This window comes from Methylobacterium endophyticum, from assembly GCF_050591105.1.
In the GTDB taxonomy this organism is placed as follows: domain Bacteria; phylum Pseudomonadota; class Alphaproteobacteria; order Rhizobiales; family Beijerinckiaceae; genus Methylobacterium.
The window spans coordinates 11,568-33,780 of record NZ_JBNHES010000016.1 but is presented as its reverse complement, the minus strand read 5'-3'; the positions used below and the strand labels follow the sequence as shown (position 1 = coordinate 33,780).

General features: G+C 71.8%; 21 protein-coding genes. 10 read left to right on the top strand and 11 right to left on the bottom strand.

Annotated features, from left to right (window positions below; all coding sequences use genetic code 11):
• Positions 1-107: 107 nt before the first annotated feature.
• A complete protein-coding gene (gene tesB, locus ACP56T_RS16905; protein ID WP_430913312.1) occupies positions 108-977 on the bottom strand; it encodes an acyl-CoA thioesterase II in 870 nt (289 codons plus the stop codon).
• 154 nt (positions 978-1,131) lie between these two features.
• Between tesB and ACP56T_RS16900 the strand changes: the two genes are divergently transcribed.
• A complete protein-coding gene (locus ACP56T_RS16900; RefSeq protein WP_430913311.1) occupies positions 1,132-2,400 on the top strand; it encodes an FAD-dependent monooxygenase in 1,269 nt (422 codons plus the stop codon).
• 6 nt (positions 2,401-2,406) lie between these two features.
• Here the strand turns inward: ACP56T_RS16900 and ACP56T_RS16895 are convergent, their stop codons facing one another.
• From ACP56T_RS16895 to ACP56T_RS16880, 4 genes are all read right to left on the bottom strand, one after another.
• On the bottom strand, positions 2,407-2,565 hold the full coding sequence (locus ACP56T_RS16895; RefSeq protein WP_430913310.1) for a hypothetical protein: 159 nt from the start codon (positions 2,563-2,565) through the stop codon (positions 2,407-2,409).
• A gap of 35 nt (positions 2,566-2,600) precedes the next feature.
• Positions 2,601-2,789: a hypothetical protein gene (locus ACP56T_RS16890; protein ID WP_430913309.1), complete on the bottom strand. Its 189-nt coding sequence runs from the start codon at positions 2,787-2,789 to the stop codon at positions 2,601-2,603.
• A gap of 162 nt (positions 2,790-2,951) precedes the next feature.
• Positions 2,952-3,485 carry an inorganic diphosphatase gene (ppa, locus tag ACP56T_RS16885; RefSeq protein WP_430913308.1) on the bottom strand — a complete coding sequence of 178 codons (534 nt, stop codon included), beginning with the start codon at positions 3,483-3,485 and terminating at the stop codon, positions 2,952-2,954.
• Between the two features lie 134 nt (positions 3,486-3,619).
• The gene (locus ACP56T_RS16880) at positions 3,620-4,129 is read right to left on the bottom strand and encodes a GNAT family N-acetyltransferase (protein WP_430913307.1); all 510 of its coding nucleotides are present in this window, start codon (positions 4,127-4,129) and stop codon (positions 3,620-3,622) included.
• Positions 4,130-4,342: 213 nt separating this feature from the next.
• Between ACP56T_RS16880 and ACP56T_RS16875 the strand changes: the two genes are divergently transcribed.
• Entirely contained in the window at positions 4,343-5,068 is a 726-nt protein-coding gene (locus ACP56T_RS16875; protein WP_430913306.1) for a tyrosine-protein phosphatase, read from the top strand.
• A 54-nt stretch (positions 5,069-5,122) separates the two neighbouring features.
• Here the strand turns inward: ACP56T_RS16875 and ACP56T_RS16870 are convergent, their stop codons facing one another.
• Complete coding sequence (locus tag ACP56T_RS16870) at positions 5,123-5,980, bottom strand: prephenate dehydratase (RefSeq protein ID WP_430913305.1); 858 nt, start codon at positions 5,978-5,980, stop codon at positions 5,123-5,125.
• Positions 5,981-6,002: 22 nt separating this feature from the next.
• Positions 6,003-6,758 (bottom strand): 3-deoxy-manno-octulosonate cytidylyltransferase, encoded by a 756-nt coding sequence (locus ACP56T_RS16865; RefSeq protein WP_430913304.1) that lies wholly within the window; start codon positions 6,756-6,758, stop codon positions 6,003-6,005.
• Positions 6,759-7,058: 300 nt separating this feature from the next.
• Here ACP56T_RS16865 and ACP56T_RS16860 point away from each other — a divergent pair, with 300 nt between their 5' ends.
• The 5 genes from ACP56T_RS16860 to ACP56T_RS16840 all read left to right on the top strand — a co-directional run bounded on the left by ACP56T_RS16860 (position 7,059) and on the right by ACP56T_RS16840 (position 13,293).
• Positions 7,059-7,685 carry a c-type cytochrome gene (locus tag ACP56T_RS16860; RefSeq protein ID WP_430913302.1) on the top strand — a complete coding sequence of 209 codons (627 nt, stop codon included), beginning with the start codon at positions 7,059-7,061 and terminating at the stop codon, positions 7,683-7,685.
• Between the two features lie 186 nt (positions 7,686-7,871).
• The gene (locus ACP56T_RS16855; RefSeq protein WP_430913301.1) at positions 7,872-9,779 is read left to right on the top strand and encodes an extracellular solute-binding protein; all 1,908 of its coding nucleotides are present in this window, start codon (positions 7,872-7,874) and stop codon (positions 9,777-9,779) included.
• Positions 9,776-11,626, top strand: coding sequence for an extracellular solute-binding protein (locus ACP56T_RS16850; protein ID WP_430913300.1), 1,851 nt, complete (start codon positions 9,776-9,778; stop codon positions 11,624-11,626). The genes ACP56T_RS16855 and ACP56T_RS16850 overlap by 4 nt, the downstream gene beginning before the upstream one ends.
• Positions 11,627-11,634: 8 nt before the next feature.
• Positions 11,635-12,744, top strand: a complete 1,110-nt coding sequence (locus ACP56T_RS16845; RefSeq protein ID WP_430913299.1) for a microcin C ABC transporter permease YejB — start codon at positions 11,635-11,637, stop codon at positions 12,742-12,744.
• 9 nt (positions 12,745-12,753) lie between these two features.
• Positions 12,754-13,293 carry a GNAT family N-acetyltransferase gene (locus ACP56T_RS16840; protein WP_430913298.1) on the top strand — a complete coding sequence of 180 codons (540 nt, stop codon included), beginning with the start codon at positions 12,754-12,756 and terminating at the stop codon, positions 13,291-13,293.
• Positions 13,294-13,303: 10 nt separating this feature from the next.
• Here the strand turns inward: ACP56T_RS16840 and ACP56T_RS16835 are convergent, their stop codons facing one another.
• The 4 genes from ACP56T_RS16835 to ACP56T_RS16820 all read right to left on the bottom strand — a co-directional run bounded on the left by ACP56T_RS16835 (position 13,304) and on the right by ACP56T_RS16820 (position 20,346).
• Positions 13,304-15,388 carry a hypothetical protein gene (locus ACP56T_RS16835; RefSeq protein WP_430913297.1) on the bottom strand — a complete coding sequence of 695 codons (2,085 nt, stop codon included), beginning with the start codon at positions 15,386-15,388 and terminating at the stop codon, positions 13,304-13,306.
• 199 nt (positions 15,389-15,587) lie between these two features.
• Entirely contained in the window at positions 15,588-18,413 is a 2,826-nt protein-coding gene (locus ACP56T_RS16830; protein WP_430913296.1) for a DUF4159 domain-containing protein, read from the bottom strand.
• Between the two features lie 10 nt (positions 18,414-18,423).
• Entirely contained in the window at positions 18,424-19,338 is a 915-nt protein-coding gene (locus ACP56T_RS16825; protein ID WP_430913295.1) for a DUF58 domain-containing protein, read from the bottom strand.
• 3 nt (positions 19,339-19,341) lie between these two features.
• Entirely contained in the window at positions 19,342-20,346 is a 1,005-nt protein-coding gene (locus tag ACP56T_RS16820; RefSeq protein ID WP_430913294.1) for an AAA family ATPase, read from the bottom strand.
• A gap of 151 nt (positions 20,347-20,497) precedes the next feature.
• On the opposite strand from ACP56T_RS16820, the gene ACP56T_RS16815 reads away from it, so the two are divergent.
• Genes ACP56T_RS16815 through ACP56T_RS16805 form a run of 3 tightly spaced genes read left to right on the top strand, consistent with a single transcriptional unit; the run spans position 20,498 to position 22,196 of the window.
• Positions 20,498-20,953, top strand: a complete 456-nt coding sequence (locus ACP56T_RS16815) for a PaaI family thioesterase (protein ID WP_430913293.1) — start codon at positions 20,498-20,500, stop codon at positions 20,951-20,953.
• A 5-nt stretch (positions 20,954-20,958) separates the two neighbouring features.
• Positions 20,959-21,546 carry a DUF1285 domain-containing protein gene (locus tag ACP56T_RS16810; protein WP_430913397.1) on the top strand — a complete coding sequence of 196 codons (588 nt, stop codon included), beginning with the start codon at positions 20,959-20,961 and terminating at the stop codon, positions 21,544-21,546.
• Complete coding sequence (locus ACP56T_RS16805) at positions 21,543-22,196, top strand: CoA pyrophosphatase (protein ID WP_430913292.1); 654 nt, start codon at positions 21,543-21,545, stop codon at positions 22,194-22,196. The genes ACP56T_RS16810 and ACP56T_RS16805 overlap by 4 nt, the downstream gene beginning before the upstream one ends.
• The last annotated feature ends 17 nt before the right edge of the window (positions 22,197-22,213 follow it).

Sequence of the window (22,213 nt, the reverse complement as noted above, 5' to 3'; positions counted from 1 at the left end):
GCGCCGATCCGGTGGGCAGCTTTGCAATAAAAGATGCCCACTAAATAAACATTTCGCTGAAATTGGCGACAATCACGGTGTCGCGCTGGAGGCAGCGCGCCGATCCGTCACTCGGACTCGCCGCGCGGACGGACGAGCCCCTCCTGCGCCACCGAGGCGAGCAGCGTGCCGTCCGACGCGAAGATCCGGCCCCGCGCGAAGCCCCTGGCGCCCCCGGCATTGGGGCTGTCCTGCGCGTAGAGCATCCAGTCGTCCGCCCGGCCCGGCCGGTGGAACCAGAGGGCGTGATCGAGGCTCGCGGACTGGATGTCGGCATCGAACACGGTGCGGCCATGGGGGATGAGGGTCGCGTCGAGGAGCGTCATGTCGGAGGCGTAGGCGAGCACGGCCTGGTGAAGGGCGGGATCGTCCGGCAGGGACGAGGCCGCGCGGAACCAGACGTCGCAGCGGGGCTCGCGGGGCTTGCGGTCGAGATAGCGCTTCAGGGAGACGGGCTTCAGCTCGATCGGCCGCTCGCGCGCGAAATAGCCGGCGACGGGGGCCGGAATGCCGCTGCCGCCGGCGGCGACCAGCGCGCGGATGTCGGGCAGCGTCTCCGGCCGGGGCGCGTCGGGCATGGCGTCGGCGTGCTCGTATCCGGGCTCGACGTCCTGATAGGAGATCGACATGGCGAAGATCGCCCGACCATGCTGGATCGCCTTCACCCGCCGCGTGGTGAAGCTGCGACCGTCGCGGATACGCTCGACCTCGTAGACGATCGGCGTCTTCGGATCGCCTCCGAGCAGGAAATAGGCGTGGAGGGAGTGCGCCGGCCGGGTGCTCGGCACGGTGCGCGTGGCCGCCACCAGCGCCTGCGCGACCACCTGCCCGCCGAAGACGCGCGGCCAGCCCCAATCCGGGCTGAAGCCTCGGAACAGGTCCACCTCCAGGCGCTCGAGATCGAGCAGGGAGAGAAGTTCTGCGACGATTCCCGTCATGCTGGCGGCCTTGCTCCCGACGAGCCCCCTCGCCTTCGGATGCGGGGGAGATAGATCAGTTCGGCCGCCCGGCGCCAGCGCCGCACCCGCCCCGCGTTGTGCGCCCGGCGAGAGGATGCCACACCGGAACCGGGCGAAGGATGGAACAGGCGAGATGACGGCATCCGGATCGGCGGCGCGCAGCGGCACCCGTCACGTCGTCGTCGCCGGGGCGGGCATCGCCGGCCTCGTCCTCGCCCTGGCGCTCAAAGGGGCCTGCGGGGCGGCCCTGGCCGTGACGGTCTGCGATCCGGGACTGGCCGAAGGCGCCGCCCGCCAGCGCGGCCGCGCCTATGCCGTCGCCGCCGGCGGCCGCCTGATGCTCGAGCGGCTCGGTATCTGGGAGCGCATCCTCCACGCGGCGGAGCCGATCACCGAGATGGTGGTCAGCGACAGCCGGGTCGCCGATCCGGTGCGCCCGGTCTTCCTGACCTTCGCCGAGCCGGACGCGGACGCTTCCGAGGGGACCTTCGCCCACATGGTCGAGGCGGCGCCGCTGACCGAGGCGCTGCTGGCGGCCTGCCGGACGGAGGGCGTCGCTCTCGTCCGGGCAGGCGTCGTGTCGGCGAAGCCGAGCGGGACCGGCATCGCCGCCGTCCTGTCCGACGGCCGGGAGCTGCGGGTCTCCCTCGTCGTGGCGGCGGACGGCGCGCGCTCGCGGCTGCGCGAGGCGGCGGGGATCGGGTTCGTCGGCTGGTCCTATCCGCAGAGCGGCATCGTCGCGACCATCGGCCACGCCCGCCCCCATGGCGGCCGGGCGATGGAGCATTTCCTGCCGAGCGGCCCCTTCGCGATCCTGCCCCTGCCCGATGGCGGCGTGCTCGGCCACCGCTCGTCCATCGTCTGGACGGAGCGCAAGGCCGATATCCCGGCCCTCCTCGGCGGCAGCGCGCGCGAGACCCTGGCCGAGATCGAGCGCCGCTTCACCCCGAGCCTCGGGCGCCTGGTGCTGGAGGACGGCCCGAGCGCCCATCCCCTCGCCTTCGGGATCGCGCGCCGCTTCCGCTCGGAGCGGTTGGCGCTCCTGGGAGACGCGGCCCATGTCATCCATCCGCTCGCCGGACAGGGCCTGAATCTCGGGCTGGCCGGGGCGGCCGCCCTGGCGGAGGCCGTGACGGACGCCCTCCGCCTCGGCCTCGATCCGGGCTCGGAGGACGTTCTGGCGGCCTACGAGCGCAGCCGCCGCTTCGACACCGTGGCGATGGCGGCGGCGACGGACGGCCTCAACCGGCTGTTCTCGAACGACATCCTGCCCGTGCGTCTCGTGCGCGACCTCGGTCTCGGCTTGGTCGACCGGATGCCCGGACTCAAGCGGCTGTTCATCGGGGAGGCGGCCGCAAGGCGCGGCGGCCTGCCGAGGCTGCTGCGCGGGGAGCCGATCTAGCGGTCGTCAGCCCGCCGGGAGACGGCGCAGGGCAGCCTCGGCGGTATCGTCGGGGCGCGTGTTGAACGCGATCGGCGTCTCGGGGGCGGCCTTGCGGATCGCGTCGACCACCGTCTCGAAGACCGCCACGGCGATGCTCGACAGACGGACCCCGCCGCCGATCACGACGCAGTCGTAGGAGGAGGCCCCCAGCCACCGCGCTACCGTGGGGCCGGCCGCGTCGTCGGGGCGGATCGAGCAGAACTCGGCCTCCAGCCCCGATCGCGCATCGCCTTCAGGCCGCGCTCGATGCCGGCCGCGATCTTCCCCGCGTCCATTCCCGGCGGAAGCGCCGGGTCCGAGAAGTCGACCGCGTCCGGATCGTAGCCGATCAGCAGAACCCGCGTCATCGCACACTCCCGCCGCCATGGCCTGTCCGGCCCGCGCTGGCTGGCGCAAGCAGCGCGGACGGATCGGCCTGACACCGGGAGTTAGGCCTGCATCGCGCGGAGCACAGGGCCGGCGTTCGCTTTTCGCGACCCGGCCGGTGCCGCGTCCGTCGGCCCTCGGTGTCAGCCCTTGGTCTTGGCGCGCTCGATGCCTTCGAGGATCAGCCGGTGGGCTTCGAGCTTGTCGCCCCAGCGCACGACCTTGACCCACTTGCCGGGCTCGAGATCCTTGTAATGCTCGAAGAAGTGCTGGATCTGGCTGAGCGTGATGTCCGGCAGGTCGGTGTAGTTTTCGATCCGGTCGTAGCGCATGGTCAGGTTGCGCGAGGGGACGGCGATGATCTTCTCGTCCTCGCCGGCATTATCCTCCATCACCAGCACGCCGACCGGCCGCACGCTCATGACCGCGCCGGGCGCGATGGCGCGGGTGTTGGCGACGAGCACGTCGCAGGGGTCGCCGTCGCCCGAGAGGGTGTGCGGGATGAAGCCGTAATTCCCCGGATAGACCATCGAGGTGTAGAGGAAGCGGTCGACGACGAGGGCGCCGGACTCCTTGTCCATCTCGTACTTGATCGGCTCGCCGCCGAGCGGCACCTCGATGACGACGTTGACGTCGTGCGGCGGATTCTTGCCGATCGAGATGGCGTCGATGCGCATGTGTCGAACTCCCGGACAGCGGGGCGGCTCCGGCCCCGTTCGCCCGCGCCTCTTAATGTCCTTTCCGGGCGAAGGAAATCGCGGCCGGCGCGCGGCCGCGACGAATTGCGACATTCGTTGCCCGTGTGCGCCGTTCAGCCGAAGACGAAGCCGACCTTCGCGAGCGGCACGCCGGCGACCCGGTCGAGGGTGCGCGGGCCCGGAACGCCGCCGAGGCCGGCATAGAAGCCCCCCGCCCGCTCGTTGTCCTCCAGGGACCAGACGCCGATGCGCGAGAGCCCGTGATCCGCGAGGTCGTTGCGCACGGCCCGGAACAGGCGGCCGCCGAGGCCGAGGCCCTGGTACTCGGGGAGGAGGTAGATCTCGTCGATCTCGCCCTCGCAGCGGAGCGTGCCGCTGCGGGCGCGGCCATAGGCGGCATAGCCGACCACCTCGCCCCCGGTCTCGACCACCGCGATGGGGCGTCCGCGCTTGAGCGCCCGGCGCCACCATTCGCCGTCGCGCTGGGAGATCAGGCGCTCCAGGGCGACGCCGGGGATGATCCCGCGATAGGCTTCCCGCCAGGACGCGTCGAACACCTCGGAGAGCCGTCCGGCATTCTCGGCGCGGGCTCGGCGGATGCTCGTGGTGCTGCGCGTGGTCATGGGCCGACAACCTCCTCCGCAATGCGCCTGCGCGCGTCCGTCGCCGGTCGGAAACCCGCGACGCGGCAGCGAGGTTCGATGCCGATGCGGGCGAAGACAAGGCGACATCCGGGACCGACGCAATCTCCGCGCCGAAGCCGCCGAATTGCCCGCGCGGGGGCCGGCTGGTAGAGCCGGCGGGTTCTCTCCCGCAAGGTTCCCGGTTCCCCACGCGTGTTCAACCGCTTCCGCAAGCCCGAGATCCGGTACGCGCGGCGCATGGCGCGCATCGCCCGGTTCGAGCAGCCCATCGCCGGCCCCGCCGCGCGGATCGGCGCCTGGGCGAACATGCTGCTGGTGGATCACGGCGTGTTCCGCCTCGCCTATCTCAACCGCCACAGGGTCGGGACCGGGGCGCTGTGGCGCTCGGCCCAGCCGAGCCCGATGGACCTCGCCCGCTTCCGGCGCGAGGGCGTTCGCACCGTGGTCTCGCTACGCGGCGGGCGCGAGCACGGCTCCTGGCCCCTCCAGCGCGAGGCCTGCGAGCGCCACGGGTTGAGGCTCGTCGAGTTCGTGCTGCGTTCCCGCGAGGCGCCCTCCAAGGAGTCGATCCTGTCGGCGCGGGATTTCTTCGCCGGCATCGAGTACCCGGCGGTGATGCACTGCAAGTCGGGCGCGGACCGCGCCGGGCTCGCGGCGGCCCTCTACCTGATCCTGCACGAAGGCCGCCCGGTGGCGGAGGCCGCGCGCCAGCTCTCGCCGCGCTACGGCCATTTCCGCTTCGCCAAGACCGGCATCCTCGACGCCTTCTTCGCGCGCTACCTGAGCGAGGGCGAGGCGAAGGGCCTCGACTTCCTCACCTGGGTCGAGACCGTCTACGACCCCGAGGCGCTCAAGCGCGACTTCCGGCCGGGCTTCTTCTCCGACTTCCTCGTGGACCGGGTGATCCGGCGGGAATAGCGCCTTTTCCTTGTCGTCTGTCCGGACGGAGAACCGGGTTTTCCTGGACAGACCTCATTCCGCCGCGAGACGGGTGATCTCCCGGAAGGGATGGGCCGGATAGGTGCCGATGATCTTCAATTCGCGCGAGAAGTAGGACAGCTCGTCCAGCGCCCGCACCAGGCGCGGGTCGGCCGGGTGCCCGTCGACCTCGGCGTAGAACTGGGTCGCGGTGAACTGGCCCTCGACCATGTAGCTCTCGAGCTTCGACATGTTGACGCCGTTAGTGGCGAAGCCGCCGAGCGCCTTGTAGAGCGCCGCCGGGATGTTGCGGACCCGGAAGACGAAGCTCGTCACCCAGGGGCCCTCCCCCTCCGTCGTCGGGATCGGCGCGGGCGAGAACACGACGAAGCGGGTGGTGTTGTGGGCCTCGTCCTCGACGTCGCGTTCGAGGATGTCGAGGCCGTAGACCTCGGCCGCGAGCGCCGGGGCGAGCGCCCCACGCGTCGGATCGCCGGCCTCGGCCACCTCGCGGGCGGCGCCTGCGGTGTCGCCGGCCACCACCGCCCGCACCCCGAGCCGCCGGATGATGCGGCGGCACTGGCCGAGCGCGTGGATGTGGCTGTGGAGCGTGCGCAGCCCCGCGGCGGGCGCGCCCGGCAGCGCCATCAGCTGGAAATGGATCGGCAGGAAGTGCTCGGCCACGATGTGCAGCGGCGAGGTCGGGATCAGGTGGTGGATGTCGGCGACGCGGCCGGCGATGGAGTTCTCGATGGGGATCATCGCGAGCCCCGCCCTGCCCTCGGCCACGGCGGCGAAGGCGTCCTCGAAGGTGGCGCAGGGCAGCGGCGTCCAGTCGGGATAGGCCTGCGAGCACATGATGTGCGAGTTGGCGCCGGGCTCGCCCTGATAGGAGATGGTGCGGTTCGTCATCGGAAGGGGTCCGGGGCGGTGGTCAGTTGAGGCGCCGCGCGGCCACGAGGGCGCGGGCGCGTTCGAGATCGGCGGGGGTATCGACGCCGAGCGGCAGATCGGCGACGACGAGGGCGTCGATGCGCATCCCGGCTTCCAGCGCGCGCAGCTGCTCCAGCTTCTCGCGAGTTTCGAGCTCGCCGGGGGGAAGCGCCATGAACCGGCGCAGCGCCGTGCGCCGATACGCGTAGAGGCCGATATGGTGATAGAGCGGCCCCTCGCCCCAGGGCGCCTGCGCGCGGGTGAAATACAGCGCCCGCAGGCGTGGGTAGCTCGCCATCTGACCGCTGGCGACGCCGACGAGCTTCACCACGTTCGGGTCCGACGCCTCCTCGGGGCGCGTGATCCGCGCGCAGAGCGTGGCGATGTCGACTGTACGGTCGGCGAGCGGCGCGATTGCCGCGCCGATCACGGCCGGATCGATGGTCGGCAGGTCGCCCTGCACGTTGACGATCACGTCGTGCTGGCCTTCCGGGTCGATGATCGCGAGCGCCTCGGCCAGCCGGTCGGAGCCGGAGGGGTGATCCGCACGGGTCAGCACCGCGACGCCGCCCGCCGCCTCGATCACGTCGATGATGGCGGGCGCGTCGGTGGCGACCACCACGGGACCGATTCCCGCCTCGATGGCCCGGCGCCAGACATGCAGGATCATCGGCTCGCCGGCGATGTCGGCGAGCGGCTTGTTCGGCAGGCGCGTGGCGGCGAGCCGGGCCGGGATGAGAACGAGGGGATCGGACATGGCGGAGGCGTGGTCTCGCTCGGTCGTGCCTGAGGGTCTGCGGTCCTCGGGCTCGGCTCCCCGAAGAAGCCGGGGCCCTCGGAAGGCCGGGTGATTACCAGCGCCGGACCGCCTTGTCATGACGAGGGCGGTGGACCTTCGCCTCTGCGACCCCGCGAACGCGCGCGTCGGCATTGTCAAGATCGGCCCGGAACGGCTAAGCACCCTCGAAGTCTTCCAATGTCCGGCGCGCGCGGTGCCGGGGGTCAACGTCTTGGCGCCGCCGGGCAGCTCCCGGACGGCGCGCCGGAGCTGTCGGGAATGGACTCTTTCGAGGTCAACAAGGTCGCCGGTGCGGTTTTCGGGGCGCTTCTGCTGGTGTTCGGCTCCGGGTTCGTGGCCGAGCTGATCTATCACGGCAAGCCGGCCGGCAACGCGGGCTACGCGCTCCCCGAGGGCGAGGCGGAATCGAAGCCTGCCGGCGGCGGCGAGGCCAAGGCCGTGGAGCCCATCGCCGTGCGTCTCGCGAGCGCCGATGCGGCCAAGGGCCAGTCCGGCACCAAGGCGTGCCAGGCCTGCCACAGCTTCGAGAAGGGCGGCCCCAACAAGGTCGGCCCGGATCTCTACGACGTCGTCGAGCGCAAGAAGGGCGGCCACGAGGGCTTCGACTACTCCGCCGGCATGAAGGAGAAGGGCGGCTCCTGGAGCTACGAGGACCTCGACCATTTCCTCGAAAGCCCGAAGGCGTTCGTGAAGGGCACCAAGATGGCCTTCGCCGGCATCGCCTCGCCCGCCGAGCGCGCCAACGTCATCGCCTATCTGCGCTCGCTCTCGGACAGCCCCAAGCCGCTGCCGGCCGCCGACAAGCCGGCCGAGGCTCCCAAGGATGCGGCCCCCAAGGAGGCTGCTCCCAAGGACGCCGGCAAGCCGGCTCCGGCCAAGCACTGATCGCCGAACGGATCGCGTCGCGCGACATCGAAGGCCGGGCCCGCGAGGCCGGCCTTTTTCATGGGCCGGTTCGGAGGCCGCTGCGAGGGCCGGTGCGTCGGGAAGCTGCGCGGATGCGCCGGCTTTGCGTCGGCGGGCCCGGCATCCTAGAACGGCGCCCGAGCCGCCCAGGCGGCGCAGGGGAGAATGCCGACCGTGCCAGCCCATTCCGTGCTCGGACGCCTCGCCGCCGCGGCGCTCGCCGTCGCCCTCCTCGCGTCCCCGGCGCTGTCGGCACCCGAACCGGCATCTCCCCCCGCCGCCTCCGCTCCCGAAGGGTGGCGCCACGCGCTGACCCTGATGGGCGAGCCGAAATACGGCCCGGACTTCTCCCATTTCGACTATGCCGACCCGGCAGCCCCCAAGGGCGGCACCGTGCGGCTCGCGGCGCAGGGCGGCTTCGACAATTTCAACCTCGTGGTGGCGGGCCTGAAGGGCGACATCGAGGGTGGGATCGGCTCGATCTACGACACCCTGATGGTCGAATCGCTGGACGAGCCGTTCACCTCCTACGGGTTGCTGGCGGAGTCCGTGCGGCTCGCGCCCGATCTCTCCTCCGTCAGCTACCGCCTGCGCGCCGGGGCGCGCTGGCACGACGGCAAGCCGGTCACGCCCGAGGACGTGGTCTGGTCCTTCACCGTCGAGAAGGAGAACAGCCCCGCCTATTCCATGTACTACCAGAACGTGACCAAGGCCGAGGTCACGGGCGAGCGGGACGTGACCTTCACCTTCTCAGAGGCCGGCAACCGCGAACTCCCCCAGGTGATCGGCCAGCTCCGGGTGCTGCCCAAGCACTGGTGGACGGGCAAGGACGTCGAGGGACGCTCCCGCAACATCGCCGAGACGACGCTGGAGGTGCCCCTCGGCTCGGGGCCCTACAGGCTGGCGAAGTTCGATGCCGGGCGCAGCGCCACCTACGAGCGCGTGCCCGACTACTGGGGCCGCGACCTGCCGGTGAAGCGCGGCCAGAACAATTTCGATACCGTGCGCTACGAGTATTTCCGCGACGCCACCGTGCTCGTGGAGGCGCTCAAGGGCGACCTCTACGATTTCCGCCAGGAGAACATCGCCCGGCAATGGGCGACGGCCTATGACGACTTCCCGGCCGTCAAGGAGGGCCGCCTCGTCAAGGAGCAGTTCCCGGACCGCGGCAACGGCATCATGCAGGCCTTCGTGTTCAACCAGCGCAAGGCCATGTTCAAGGACGAGCGCGTGCGCCGCGCCTTCAACCTCGCCATGAACTTCGAGGAGATGAACAAGGCGCTGTTCTACGGCCTCTACAAGCGCATCGACTCCTATTATTTCGGCTCCGAGCTTGCCTCCTCGGGCCTGCCCGAGGGCGAGGAGAAGGCGATCCTGGAGAGCGTCAAGGACAAGGTCCCGGCGTCCGTCTTCACAACGCCCTACAGGAACCCCGTCAACGACACGCCCGATGCCGTGCGCGCGAATCTCCGCGAGGCGGTGAGGCTCCTCAAGGAGGCCGGCTACGAGCTGCGCGGCGGCAAGATGGTCGAGGCCAAGACCGGCACGCCGCTCACCGTCGAGTTCCTGGAGTTCCAGAACAGCTTCGAGCGGGTGATCCTGCCGTTTGCCGCGCAACTCCGGCTCATCGGCATCGACAGCACGCTGCGGGTGATCGATTCGGCGCAGTACCAGAACCGGCTGCGATCCTTCGATTTCGACATCACCACGGGAAGCTGGCCGGAATCGCTCTCGCCCGGCAACGAGCAGCGCGAGTTCTGGGGCTCGGCGGCGGCCGACCGGCCGGGCTCGCGCAACATCGCCGGGATCAAGGATGCCGGCATCGACGCGCTCGTCGACAAGGTGATCTTCGCCAAGGACCGGCCGACGCTGGTCGCCGCGACCCACGCCCTCGACAGGGTGCTGCTCGCCCACAACTACGTCCTGCCGCAATGGGCCGCGAACGCGGCGCGCACGATCCGCTGGAACCGCTTCGCGCATCCGGCGGTGCTGCCGGCCTACGGCTCGTCGGGCTTCCCGACGACGTGGTGGTACGATCAGACACTGGCCGCCAAGACCGGGGCGCCCCGTTGAGTTTTTGTCCGACGCGCCGATGCGTGCTGATCGGAGCCGCCGCGGCGCTGGCGAGCCGCAATGCCCTCGCTCAAGGAACGAAGGGCGCGCACGGGCTGTCGAGCTTCGGCGAGCTGAAATACCCCGCCGGTTTCCCGCATTTCGATTACGTGAACCCCATGGCGCCAAGGAGCGGACGCTTCTCGGCGCAGATCGCCTCGACCTTCGGCAACCAGTCCGCCGACACCTTCAACACGCTCAACGTCTACGTCCTGCGCGGCGACGGCGCGGCGGGCATGGAGCTAACCTATGACAGCCTGATGGTGCGGGCGCTCGACGAGCCGGACGCGCTCTACGGCCTCGTCGCCCGCGAGGTTGAGGCGGCGCCGGGCGGTCTCGTCTACACCTTCCGCCTGCGCCCGCAGGCCCGTTTCCACGACGGCACCAAGCTCACCGCGCGGGACGCGGCCTTCACCTTCGCGCTGCTCAAGGAGAAGGGCCATCCCGAGATCTCGGAGGTGATCCGCGACATGGTCTCGGCGGTGGCGGAGGACGACGAGACCCTGGTCGTCACCTTCGCGCAGGGGCGCAGCCGCGACCTGCCGCTGACGGTGGCGCAACTGCCGATCTTCTCGGCCGCCTATTGGAAGGGCCGCGACTTCGAGGCTTCGACTCTCGAACCGCCTCTCGGCTCCGGCCCCTACCGGGTCGGGCGGATGGATGTCGGACGCTTCATCGAGCTCGAGCGCGTGCCCGACTACTGGGCCGCCGAGCTGCCCGTCGCCATCGGCCAGAACAATTTCGAGACCGTCCGCTACGAATACTTTCGCGACCGGCAGGTGGCGTTCGAGGCGTTCAAGAGCGGCGCCTTCACCTTCCGGGAGGAGTTCACCGCCCGCGTCTGGGCCACGGGATACGACTTTCCGGCGGTGAACGAGGGCCGGGTGGTGCGGGTCACGATTCCCGACGCGACGCCCTCGGGCACGCAGGGGTGGTGGATCAACACCCGCCGCGAGGCGTTCCGCGATCCCCGCGTGCGGGAGGCCATCGGCCTGTGCTTCGATTTCGAGTGGACCAACGCCAACATCATGTTCGGCGCCTATACGCGCACGGCCTCGTTCTTCGAGAACTCCGAGCTGAAGGCCACCGGCAGGCCCTCGGCCGAGGAGCTGGCGCTGCTCGAACCCCTGCGCGACACGCTCCCGGCGGAGGTTTTCGGCGAGGCATGGACGCCCCCGGTCTCGGACGGCTCGGGGCGCGACCGGGCGCTGCTGTCGCGCGCGGTGACGCTGCTGAAGGAGGCCGGCTGCACCCGCGAGGGCAGCGTCATGAAGCTGCCCGGCGGCAAGCCGCTGGCGATCGAGTTCCTCGACGTGAACCCGGCGCTGGAGCCGCACACCCAGGCCTTCATCCGCAACCTGGCGCTCGTCGGGATCGCGGCGACGACGCGCACCGTCGACCCGTCGCAATACCAGTCCCGCCTCAAGGATTTCGACTTCGACCTGAGCTCGCGGCGCTATTCGAGCGGCGTCACCCCCGGTCCCGAGATGAGCCAGACCTACGGCTCGCGCTCCGCCTCCATGTCCGGCTCCAACAACCTGTCCGGCATCGCGAATCCGGCCGTCGACGCGCTGCTCGCGAAGGTCGGCGCGGCGACCTCCCGTGCCGATCTCATCACCGCCTGCCGGGCTCTGGACCGGGTGCTGCGGGCCGGGCGCTACTGGGTGCCGATGTGGTATTCCGGGAGCCACAGGCTCGCGACCTGGGACATCTACGGGCGCCCGGAGACGGGCCCGCGATACGGCCTCGGCGTGCCGGCGGTGTGGTGGCACGACGCCGCGAAGGCGCGCAAGATCGGCCGGAACTGAGGGTCGCGATGCTCGCCTACATCCTCCGCCGCGTCGCCCTGATGATCCCGACCCTCCTCGGGATCATGCTCATCACCTTCACCATCGTGCAGTTCGCGCCCGGCGGCCCGGTGGAGCGGGTGCTGGCCCAGCTCCAGGGCCAGGGCGACGGCACGATGTCGCGGGTGACGGGGGGCGCGGGCGATCTCGGCGCGGGGGCCGCCGCCTCGCGGTCCGGCGGCGGCGAGGCGAATGCGCGCTACCGGGGGGCGCAGGGCCTGAGCCCGCAATTCATCGCCAAGCTGGAGCAGCAGTTCGGCTTCGACAAGCCCGCCCCCGAGCGCTTCGCCAAGATGCTCTGGGACTACGCCCGCTTCGATTTCGGCCGCAGCTATTTTCGCGATGTCAGCGTGATCCAGCTGATCCGCGAGCGCCTGCCCGTGTCGATCTCGCTGGGCCTGTGGATGACGCTGCTCTCCTACGCGATCTCGATCCCACTCGGCATCCGCAAGGCGGTGAAGGACGGCTCGCGCTTCGACCTCTGGACCTCGTTCGTGGTCATCATCGGCTACGCGATTCCGGGTTTCCTGTTCGCGCTGATGCTCATCATCCTGTTCGCGGGCGGGTCGTTCTTCCAGCTCTTCCCGCTGCGCGGCCTCGTCAGCGAGGGCTGGGACGGGTTCTCCACCTGGCACAAGGTGACGGACTACGCTTGGCACATGGTGCTGCCGCTCACCGCCCTGGTGATGGGCGCCTTCGCCACCTCGACGCTGCTGACCAAGAACTCGTTCCTCGACGAGATCCGCAAGCAATACGTCATGACCGCCCGCATGAAGGGCCTGTCCGAGCGCAGCGTGCTCTACGGGCACGTCTTCCGCAACGCCATGCTGATCGTGGTGGCGGGCTTCCCCGGCGCCTTCATCTCGGCCTTCTTCACAGGCTCGCTCCTGATCGAGACGATCTTCAGCCTGGACGGGCTCGGGCTGCTCTCGTTCCAGTCCATCGTCGGGCGCGACTACCCGGTGGTGTTTGCGACGCTGTACATCTTCTCTCTGATCGGGCTCGCCGTGAACCTGCTCTCCGATCTCATCTATGTCTGGATCGACCCGCGCATCGATTTTTCCGCGCGCGCGACCTGAGGGGGGCCGATGCCCGCTGTTACGCCTCCGCAGCCGGACACCACCCGACCTGCCCTCCCCCTCGTCATCCGGCCCGAGCATCCCGAGGACGGGCCGGCCGTCGAGCGGCTTCATGCCCGCGCCTTCGGGCCGGGCCGCTTCGCCCGCACCGCGTTCCGCCTGCGCGAGGGGGCCGAGCCTCTGCCCGATCTCAGCTTCGTCGCCCGCGTCGGCACCTTCCTCGCCGGATCGGTGCGGATCGGCCCTGCGCAGGCCGGCGGCAGGGCCCTGCTGGCGCTCGGGCCGCTCACCGTCGATCCGAGCTTCGAGCGCAGGGGCATCGGCTCGGCCCTCATGCGCACGAGCCTCGACGCGGCCCGGAACGCCGGACACGGGCTCGTCATCCTCGTGGGGGACAGGCCCTATTACGGCCGCTTCGGGTTCGTGCCGGTGCCTCCGGGACGGCTGACGCTGCCGGGGCCCGTCGACCCGGCCCGTTTCCTCTGGCTCGAACTCACTGACGGCGCCGCGCAGGCCGTGGGCGGCATCGTCGCGGGCGGATCGCCTTGACGAGGCCGGCTCAGGCCGCGCGTCCGCGCCGCCCTTCCACCAGCCACATGGCCAGCACCGCGCCCGCGATCAGCGCCAGCGCGGCGAGGCCGAGCGCCAGCGGATAGACCTCGACGCCGCGGATATTGGCGCTGTCGCTCGGCCGGAAGCCGATCCAGTCGCCGCCGCTGAGGCGTCCGCCGCGCACCGATTGCAGCCGGGGGACGCCGATGCCGCCGCCGGCCTCCGCCACCCGCCGGACCGACCCGCCGGTGCCCTCCGCCACGGCGCGCAGGCGCTCGGTGTCGCTGAAGACGTCGGCGAGCTCGCGCGGGTTGGCCGGGCCGACGCTGACGAACGCCGTGAGGCTGCCCGAGCGCAGGGTGTGGAGCCCGAGCTCCTCCGCCTCGAAGGTCGCGGTGAACAGGCCGGGCTCCGATTGGGTCAGGGCCAGCGGGCGCTGCTTGCCGGTCGGGCCCGTCACCGTGACCGGCTCGGCGGTGTCGGCCATGGTCTGGCGCTCGACCCGCACCTCGCGGCCCTTCCCGGTGGTCTGGGCGCGCAGGGCCTCCTCCTCGAGGGCGGGCTCCTTCATCAGCCAATGCGCGAGCCGGCGCAGCAGGTCGAGATGCGGGCCGCCCTCCTGATATCCCCGCGCCCACAGCCAGGCATGGTCGGAGAGGAGCAGCGCGACGCGGCCCTTCTCCTCGCGCGAGAGGGTCAGCAGCGGCTGGTTGTCGGCGCCGGAGAGGATCGGTTGCAGGCCCGCGCGCGTCTGCGAGGCGACGATCCTGAGCCAGTCGCCCCAGGCCGGCGGGGTCGATTCGGAGCCCGGCAGCGCGCGCGTCACCGGATGGCGGTTGCCGGTGGGCGTCAGCGCGGCCTTGTAGGGCCGCTCGACCACCCGTCCGCTCGGATCGCCCGGCAGGATCGCCGCGAGCCGCGTGCGGGCGAGGCTCGCGGCCGAAGCGAATTCCGGCCCGGCCGCCACCAGCAGCGCGCCGCCCTCGCGCACATAGCGGGTGATGTTCTCGAAATAGGCCGAGGGCAGCACACTCTGGTTGGCGTAGCGGTCGAAGATGATGAGATCGAAGTCCTTGATCTTCTGGACGAACAGCTCGCGCGTCGGGAAGGCGATCAGCGAGAGCTCGGAGATCGGCGTGCCGTCCTGCTTCTCCGGCGGCCGCAGGATGGTGAAATGCACGAGGTCTACATTCGCGTCCGACTTCAGCAGGTTGCGCCAGGTGCGCTCGCCCTGGTGCGGCTCGCCGGAGACGAGCAGCACGCGCAGTTTCTCGCGGATGCCCTCGATGGGCAGCACGGCGCGGTTGTTGACCGTGGTGAGCTCCCCCGGCAGCGGCTCCACCTCGATCTCGACGACGTTCGGGCCGCCATGCTCGATCCGCGTGGTGAGCGCGAAGGGCCGGTCGGTGGGGACGCTGCGGCGCTCGATCTCGGTGCCGTCGCGGCGCACCGTCACCGTGGCGCTGCCGGTCCCGCCGCGCTCCATCACCTCCGCGCGGATGGTGAGGTCGCGCCCGACGATGCCGAAGCGCGGCGCCTCGATGAGCCTGATCTGGCGGTCGCGCTCGTCCGGCCTGCCCGTCACCAGGACGTGGAGCGGCGCCTTGAGGCCGAACGCGGCGGCCGAGGCCGGGATGTCGTGGACGACGCCGTCCGTCAGCATCACCACGCCGGCCAGCCGCTCGGGAGGCACGTCGGCGAGCGCCTGGCCGAGCGCCGTGAACAGCTTGGTGCCGTCGTCGCCCTCTCGGGAATCGGGCACGTCGATGAAGCGCGGCTCGATATTGGTGAGCGCGCCGAAGCGGCGTTGCAGCTCGGCGCGGACCTGATCCGTCATCGCCGGCCGGTCGCCGAGGGACTGCGAGCCGGAGCGGTCCACGACGATTGCCGCGACGTCCTTCACCGGCTCGCGGTCCTCGCGCACCAGGGAGGGGTTGGCCAGCGCCGCCAGGACGAGCGCCAATGCCAGAGCGCGCAGGGCCGCGACGCGTCCACGCGCGACGAAGGCCAGCCCGCAGAACAGGGCGGCGACGGCCGCGAAGGCCGCCATCACCGGCCACGGCACGAGGGGGGTAAAGCTGAGGCTCAGCATGGCGTGAAGCCATCGGGCTCAAAGACGGGCATTCGCCCTCCCCCCTTTGCGGGGGAGGGTGGCCCGCGAAGCGGGTCGGGAGAGGGGAGCGCCGCGTCCGTAAAGGGCACTCCCCTCTCCCGACCCTCGCTGACGCGAGGGCCACCCTCTCCCGCAGAGGGGAGAGGGCTCGGCACGGTATGCTGGTTGTTGAGAACCATCACTGGCCGAGCCGCTCCAGAAGCGCCGGCACATGGACCTGATCGGCCTTGTAGTTGCCCGTCAGCGTGTAGATCACGACGTTGATGCCGCCGCGAAAGGCCATCTCGCGCTGGCGCTGGTCTCCGCCGACGATCGGGTAGAGCGGCTCGCCGCGCCGGCCGATGGCCCAGGCGGCGGCGAGGTCGTTGCCGGTGATGATGATGGGGCTGACCCCGTCGCCCGCCCGCGCGGGGCGGCGCTCGCCGCCCTCGGCCGCGGGCGGCAGCGCCTCCACCCAGGTCTGGCCCGAGCCGTAGCGGCCGGGGAAGCTGTCGAGGAGATAGAATGCCTTGGTCAGCACATGGTCGGCGGGCACCGGCTCCAGCTCGGGCACCTCGAGGGTGGCGAGCATCTGGCGCAGATACGCGCCCTCCGGCGTCGGCGGCCCGCCGGGACGGGCGGTGAGCGCGTCGCGGGTATCGAACAGCACGGTGCCGCCGTTCCGCATGAAGGCGTCGATGCGCCGGATCGCGGCCTCCCCCGGCTGCGGCCGGTTCGGGGCGATGGGCCAGTAGATCAGCGGATAGAAGGCGAGCTCGTCCTTGGCCGGGTCGAGACCCGCCGGCTCGCCCGGCTCCAGAGCGGTGCGCGCCGCGAGCATCTGGGTCAGGCCGGAGAGACCGGCCCGGCTCGCCTCATCGGTGGCCGCGTCGCCAGTGACGACATAGGCGAGCCGGGTGACGAGGGCGGATTCGAAGCCGTTGGGGCGGTTCGCCGGCGGTTCCTCGGCCTGCGCGGGGCGAATCCCGGAGCCCGCCGCGAGCGCCAGCGCCACGAGCATGATCGCGGCGGAGCGGCTCCCGAGCCCGCCGACGAATCCGCCCGCGCGGCGGCCGATGAAACCGCCGAGCCAGAGCCCGGCGAGGGTGTCGAGGACGAGCAGCATCAGTGCAAGGGTGAAGAGGAAGGCGCGCAGGTCAAGGGTCTCCGCCCCTGCGAGCGATCCGACCCGCGCGCCTTCCAGCCCGGCGAGGTCGAGGGCCTTGAGCCCGTCGCCGGGTTTCAGCGCGTTGACCGCGATGCCGCCATCGGGCGGCCCGTAGAAGCCGGGCGGATGCTCGTAGCTGGCGCGGTCGCCGTAATCCGCCGGGACGGCGGTGGCGCCGCCGGGCGGGCTGCCGAGGGCGCCGAAGCCGTCGAGGGTCAGGCGCGGCGCCAGCACGGCGGCGGCGCCCTTGGCGCCGGAGGCGGCCGGCGCGGCGTTGCCGGCGAGGCCTACCACCCGGCGCAGCATGTCGATGAACAGCCCCGACAGCGGCAGGTTCGACCAAGTGGTGTCGGCGGTGACGTGGAACAGCACCACCAGCCCCTGCCCCCGCTTCTGCGCGGTGACGATGGGCGTGCCGTCCTGAAGGGAGGCCCAGGTGCGGCCGGGCAGCTCGCCGTCCGGCTCCGCGAGGATCTGCCGGCGCACGCCGATATCGGCGGGGGGCACGAGACCGGCGAAGGGGCTCTCCGGCGCGAAGGCGGCCAGCGTCTTCGGGCTGTCCCAGGAGAGCGTGCCGCCGAGCGAGCGTCCGCCCCTGCGCAGCCGCACCGGCACGAGCGGATCGTTGCCGGCCGCCAGGCGCGGGCCGGCGAAGCGCAGCAGCAACCCGCCCTCGTCCACGAACCGGGCGACGCGGCCTTGCGTCTGCTCGTCCATGGCGCCGACATCGGCGAGGATCAGCACCGAGACCTGCCCGTCGAGCATCTGCGCGATGGACTCCGCCGTGCCCTTGGCGCCGCGCGGCTCCTGCACGTCGGCGAAGGGGGAGAGCGCGCGGGCGAGATAATAGGTCGGCGCCAGGAGCGGCTGGGCCTGGTCGCTGGTGCCCCCGAAGACCAGCCCGACGCGGCGGCGCTTGCCGCGCTCGTCCATGAGGGTCACGGCGCCGGCCGAGCGCTCGTTGGCGATCTCGATGCGGGCGATGGCGTTGCGCAGCTCCGCCGGCATCTCGAAGCCCACCTCCGTCGCCAGAGCATTGTTGGGGAACGCGAAATCGTGCTCGGCCAGCGGCAGGCCCTTCTGGTCGAGGGCCCGCAGGAGGCCGGCGTCGCGCCCGTTCGGCGCGGCGCGGAGCACCTTCGCCGTGAGCCGGCCGCCGGCTTCGCCCCCCGTCAGCGCCAGGGCGGCAGGCATGTCGGTCTTGAGCACGGTGAGGCCGGCGCCGTGCCGCTTCAGCAGCGGCGCCAGCTTCGCCGCGAAATCGCCCTCCCCCGTCCCGGTGACGCCGTCCGCGATCCAGACGATCTCGGCGCCGGGCGTTCTGTCGAGGAAGGCCGAGAGCGCGGCGAGATGCGCCTCCCGGTCCGGCAGATGCGGGCGCGGCGCGATGGCGCGCAGGCGCTCCAGGGCGGCGGCCGGAGGTTTCGCCTCGATCGGCGCCGGGGGCTCGGCGGTGGCGAGGATCGCCACGGGGCGGCCGTCGCGAGCGGCGCCCTCCAGGGTATCTCCGGCGACGCGCAGCCGCGCGCGCCAATCATGCGCGGCCGGGAATCCGGTGTCGATCATCACCACGAGGGGCGTGCGCGCGCCGCCGGCGCCGATGCCGGCCGGGTTCCAGACGGGGCCCGCCACGGCCAGGATCAGCGCGGCGGCGGCGAGGATGCGCAGGATCAGCAGCCAGGGCGGGGTGCGCGCCGGGGTCTCCCGCTGCGCCCGCAGGTCCTGCACGATCTTCAGGGGCGGGAAATCGATGCGGCGCGGGCGCGGCGGCGTCACCCGCAGCAGGAACCACAGGGCCGGCAGGGCGGCGAGGGCCGCCAGCGCGAAGGGGGCGGCGAAGGTCAGCGGTCCGAGCAATCCCGCGCCCTCAGCCCGCGCCGCGCGAGGCGGCGACGAGGGTCATCAGGCGCAGCGCCGCCTCGCTCGCCGGCCGGTCGGTGCGGTGGACGGTGAACGTCCATCCGCGCGCGCGGGCGATCTCCGAGAGGCCGTCGCGATGGGCGGCGTAGCGGCGGCGATAGACGTCGCCCCAGGCGCCCGCGTCGCCGATGTCGAGGCTGCCGCCGCCCTCCGGGTCGTGCAGCACCGCCTGCCCCGCGAAGGGGAAACTCTCCTCGATGGGGTCGACGATCTGGACGAGATGCCCGCGCGAACCCCGCGCCGCGATGTCGGCCACGGCCGCGCTGACGCCGTCGAGGGGCGTCAGGAAATCGCCGACCAGGATCGCCTCGTCGAAGCGGCCGGGGCTGGAGCGCGGCGGCGCGTCCTCGTCGAGCCCCGCCGTGTCCCCGACGAGGGCCTGCGCCAGGGCCTCGACGATGCGGCGCGAGGCGGTGGCCCGCGTCAGCCCGAGCAGGCCGACGCGCTCGCCGCCCTCCACCAGGGCCTCGGCCAGCGCCAGACCGAGCACCAGCGCCCGCTCGACCTTCGGGGCTGCCGCGAGGGCGGAGGAGAAGCCCATGGAGGCGGAACGGTCGATCCAGAGCCAAACGTTGTGGGCCGCCTCCCACTCGCGCTCGCGCACGTAGAGCCGGTCGTCGCGGGCCGAGCGGCGCCAGTCGATGCGAGCGGCCGCCTCGCCGGTCACGAAGGGGCGGAACTGCCAGAAGCTCTCGCCCGGCCCCGAGCGGCGGCGGCCGTGCAGGCCGTGCGCAAGGGTGGTCGAGACCCGGCGCGCCTCCAGCACGAGGCGCGGCATGCGCTCGGCGAGCGAGAGGGCGCTCTCCGTCGCGCGCCGGCCGGGAACGCGCTCCGAACGGCCGAGAAGGCGCGTACCGACCATGCGCTAGAGTTTTCCGGCGAGCGTCGCGACGAGGCCGGGCACCGTCTCGCCATCCGCGCGCGCCGCGAAGGTGAGCGCCATGCGGTGCTTCAGGACCGGCTCGGCCAGCGCCTTCACGTCGGCGACGGAAGGGGCGACGCGGCCCTCGATCAGCGCGCGGGCGCGCACCGCCAGGGTCAGCGCCTGGCTGGCGCGGGGGCCGGGGCCCCAGAGCAGCTTGTCCCGCACCGCTGCGTCGCCGCCCTCGGGGCGGGCGGAGCGCACGAGGTCGAGGATCGCCTCCACCACGGCCTCTCCCACGGGCAGGCGGCGCACCAGGCGCTGGGCCGTGAGCAGTTCCTCGGTGGTCATCACCGGCTTCGGCCTGACCTCCTGCGCGCCGGTGGTCTCGATGAGGATGCGGCGCTCGGCGGCCCGGTCGGGATAGCCGACATCGATCTCGAGCAGGAAGCGGTCGAGCTGGGCCTCGGGCAGCGGATAGGTGCCCTCCTGCTCGATGGGGTTCTGGGTGGCGAGGACGTGGAACGGGCGCGGCAGGTCGTGCCGCTCGCCGGCCACCGACACGAAATGCTCCTGCATGGCCTGGAGCAGCGCCGATTGCGTGCGCGGGCTGGCGCGGTTGATCTCGTCGGCCATCAGCAGCTGCGAGAACACCGGCCCCTTCACGAAGCGGAAGGAGCGGCGGCGCTCGGCATCCTCGTCGAGGATCTCGGTGCCGAGGATGTCGGAGGGCATCAGGTCGGGGGTGAACTGCACGCGCCGCGCGTCGAGCCCGAGCACGGTGCCCAGCGTCTCCACGAGCTTGGTCTTGGCGAGCCCCGGCAGGCCGACGAGGAGCCCATGGCCGCCGGCCAGGATCGTCACCAGCGCGAGATCGACCACCGTCTCCTGCCCGAAGATCACCCCGTGGATCGCCTCGCGGGCACGGCCCACGGACTCGAGACAGGCTTGCGCCGCGGCGACGATGCCGTCGTCGAGGGGAGTGGCCGTCGGTGCGCCCTGACTCATGCGTGCTCGATCCGTTCCGTGGGACAACGCCCTGGAAGGGGCGGAGTGGACGCCCTTTTCGGTCTCCATGCAAGGTCGAGGATCGCCGCACGCCGGAGGCCGCCCGGCCGCGACCGTTGATCGCGCGGGCACCCGCGCCTAAGCCTGGGGCATGACGGCAGCGAGCGACCTTTCCGGACACACCGTGCCTCCCGGCTGGGAGCGCGTGGAGGACGAGGGCTTCATCGATCTCGTCGGGCCGGTGTTCCAGCGCGGGTCGGACGGCGCCTACGCCTTCCGCGCCGCGCAGAAGCACGCCAACCTCGTCGGGCTCGTCCATGGCGGCATGCTGACGAGCCTCGCCGACCGGGCGCTCGGCGTCGCCGCCATGCGCGCGGCGGACGGCGCCAACTGCGTCACCATCGAGCTCGGCATGCAGTTCGTCGGGGCCGGCCGCCTCGGAGACTGGATCGAGGCGCGCCCCGAGGTGGTGCGGCGCACGAGCTCCCTGGTCTTCCTGCGCGGCGAGGTGACGAGCGGCGGCGCGATCATCGGCACCGCCTCGGGCATCTGGAAGATCCTGAGACGCCGGCCGGCCGTTTCCGCGGGCGCCGGAGACGTTACGTGAGCGTCATGACCCAGGACACCCCTCCCCCCGACGCGGCGCTGGCGCGCCTCGCCGCCGCGCTCTCCGAGGTTCCCAAGGGCGCGCTCCCGCCGGTGGAGACATGGCACCCGCAATCCTGCGGGCGGATCGACATGCGCATCGCCGCCGACGGGACGTGGTTCCACGAGGGCGCGCCGATCCGCCGTCTGCCCCTGGTGAGGCTGTTCTCCACCATCCTGCGGCGCGAGCCGGACGGCGGCTTCGTGCTGGTGACCCCCGTCGAGATGCTCTCGATCCGGGTGGACGACGCCCCCTTCGCCGCCGTCGAGATGGCGGTGGAGGGCGAGGGCGAGGATCGCCGCATCGCTTTCCGCACGAATGTGGACGACCTCGTCCCCGTGGACGACGCCCATGCGCTGCGCTTCGAAGAGGAGGCGGGGGGCGGGTTGCGCCCGTATGTCCATGTCCGCCGCGACCTCTGGGCGCTGCTGACCCGCGCCCTCGCCCACGATCTCGTCGGGCTCGCCGAGGAGCGCGAGATCGACGGCGAGCCCGCTTTCGGGATCTTCGCCGGCGGACGCTTCCACCGCATCGGACAGGCCGGCGCCGCATGAGCGGGGCTCTCGCCGGGGACCCGGCCCTCGACGATTTCCTCGATCGGGCCGGGCGTCTGCTCTCGCGGGAGCCGCCGGGGGCCGGCGATCCGACCTCGAACCCGCGGGGCGACCACGATCTCGACCCCGATCCGCCCTCCTCGGTGCCGCCCCGGCCGCACCGCGCCGCCGCGGTCCTCGTCCCGGTGGTGGCCCGGCCCGACGGCCTCGCCGTGGTGCTGACGCAGCGGGCCGCGCATCTGCGCGACCATTCGGGGCAAGTGGCGCTCCCCGGCGGCAAGATCGACCCCGCCGATGCCGGCCCGGTCGACGCGGCGCTGCGCGAGGCGGAGGAGGAGATCGGCCTGGAGCGGGCGGCCGTGCGCGTGCTCGGCTATCTCGATCCCTATCTCTCGGCCACGGGCTTCCTCGTGGTGCCCGTGATCGGGCTGGTGGATTCCGATGCCGCCCTCGCCCCCAACCCCGCCGAGGTGGCCGCGATCTTCGAAGTGCCGCTGCCCTTCCTCATGGACGGCTCGCGCTACGCGCTGAACGCCCTGGTCTGGCAGGGACGCAGACGCCACTATTACGCCCTGTCCTTCGCCGGACGCACCATCTGGGGGGTGACGGCGGGGATCCTGAACAACCTGCGCGAGCGCCTTTCCGGCTGACGCGCCCCACAGCCCGG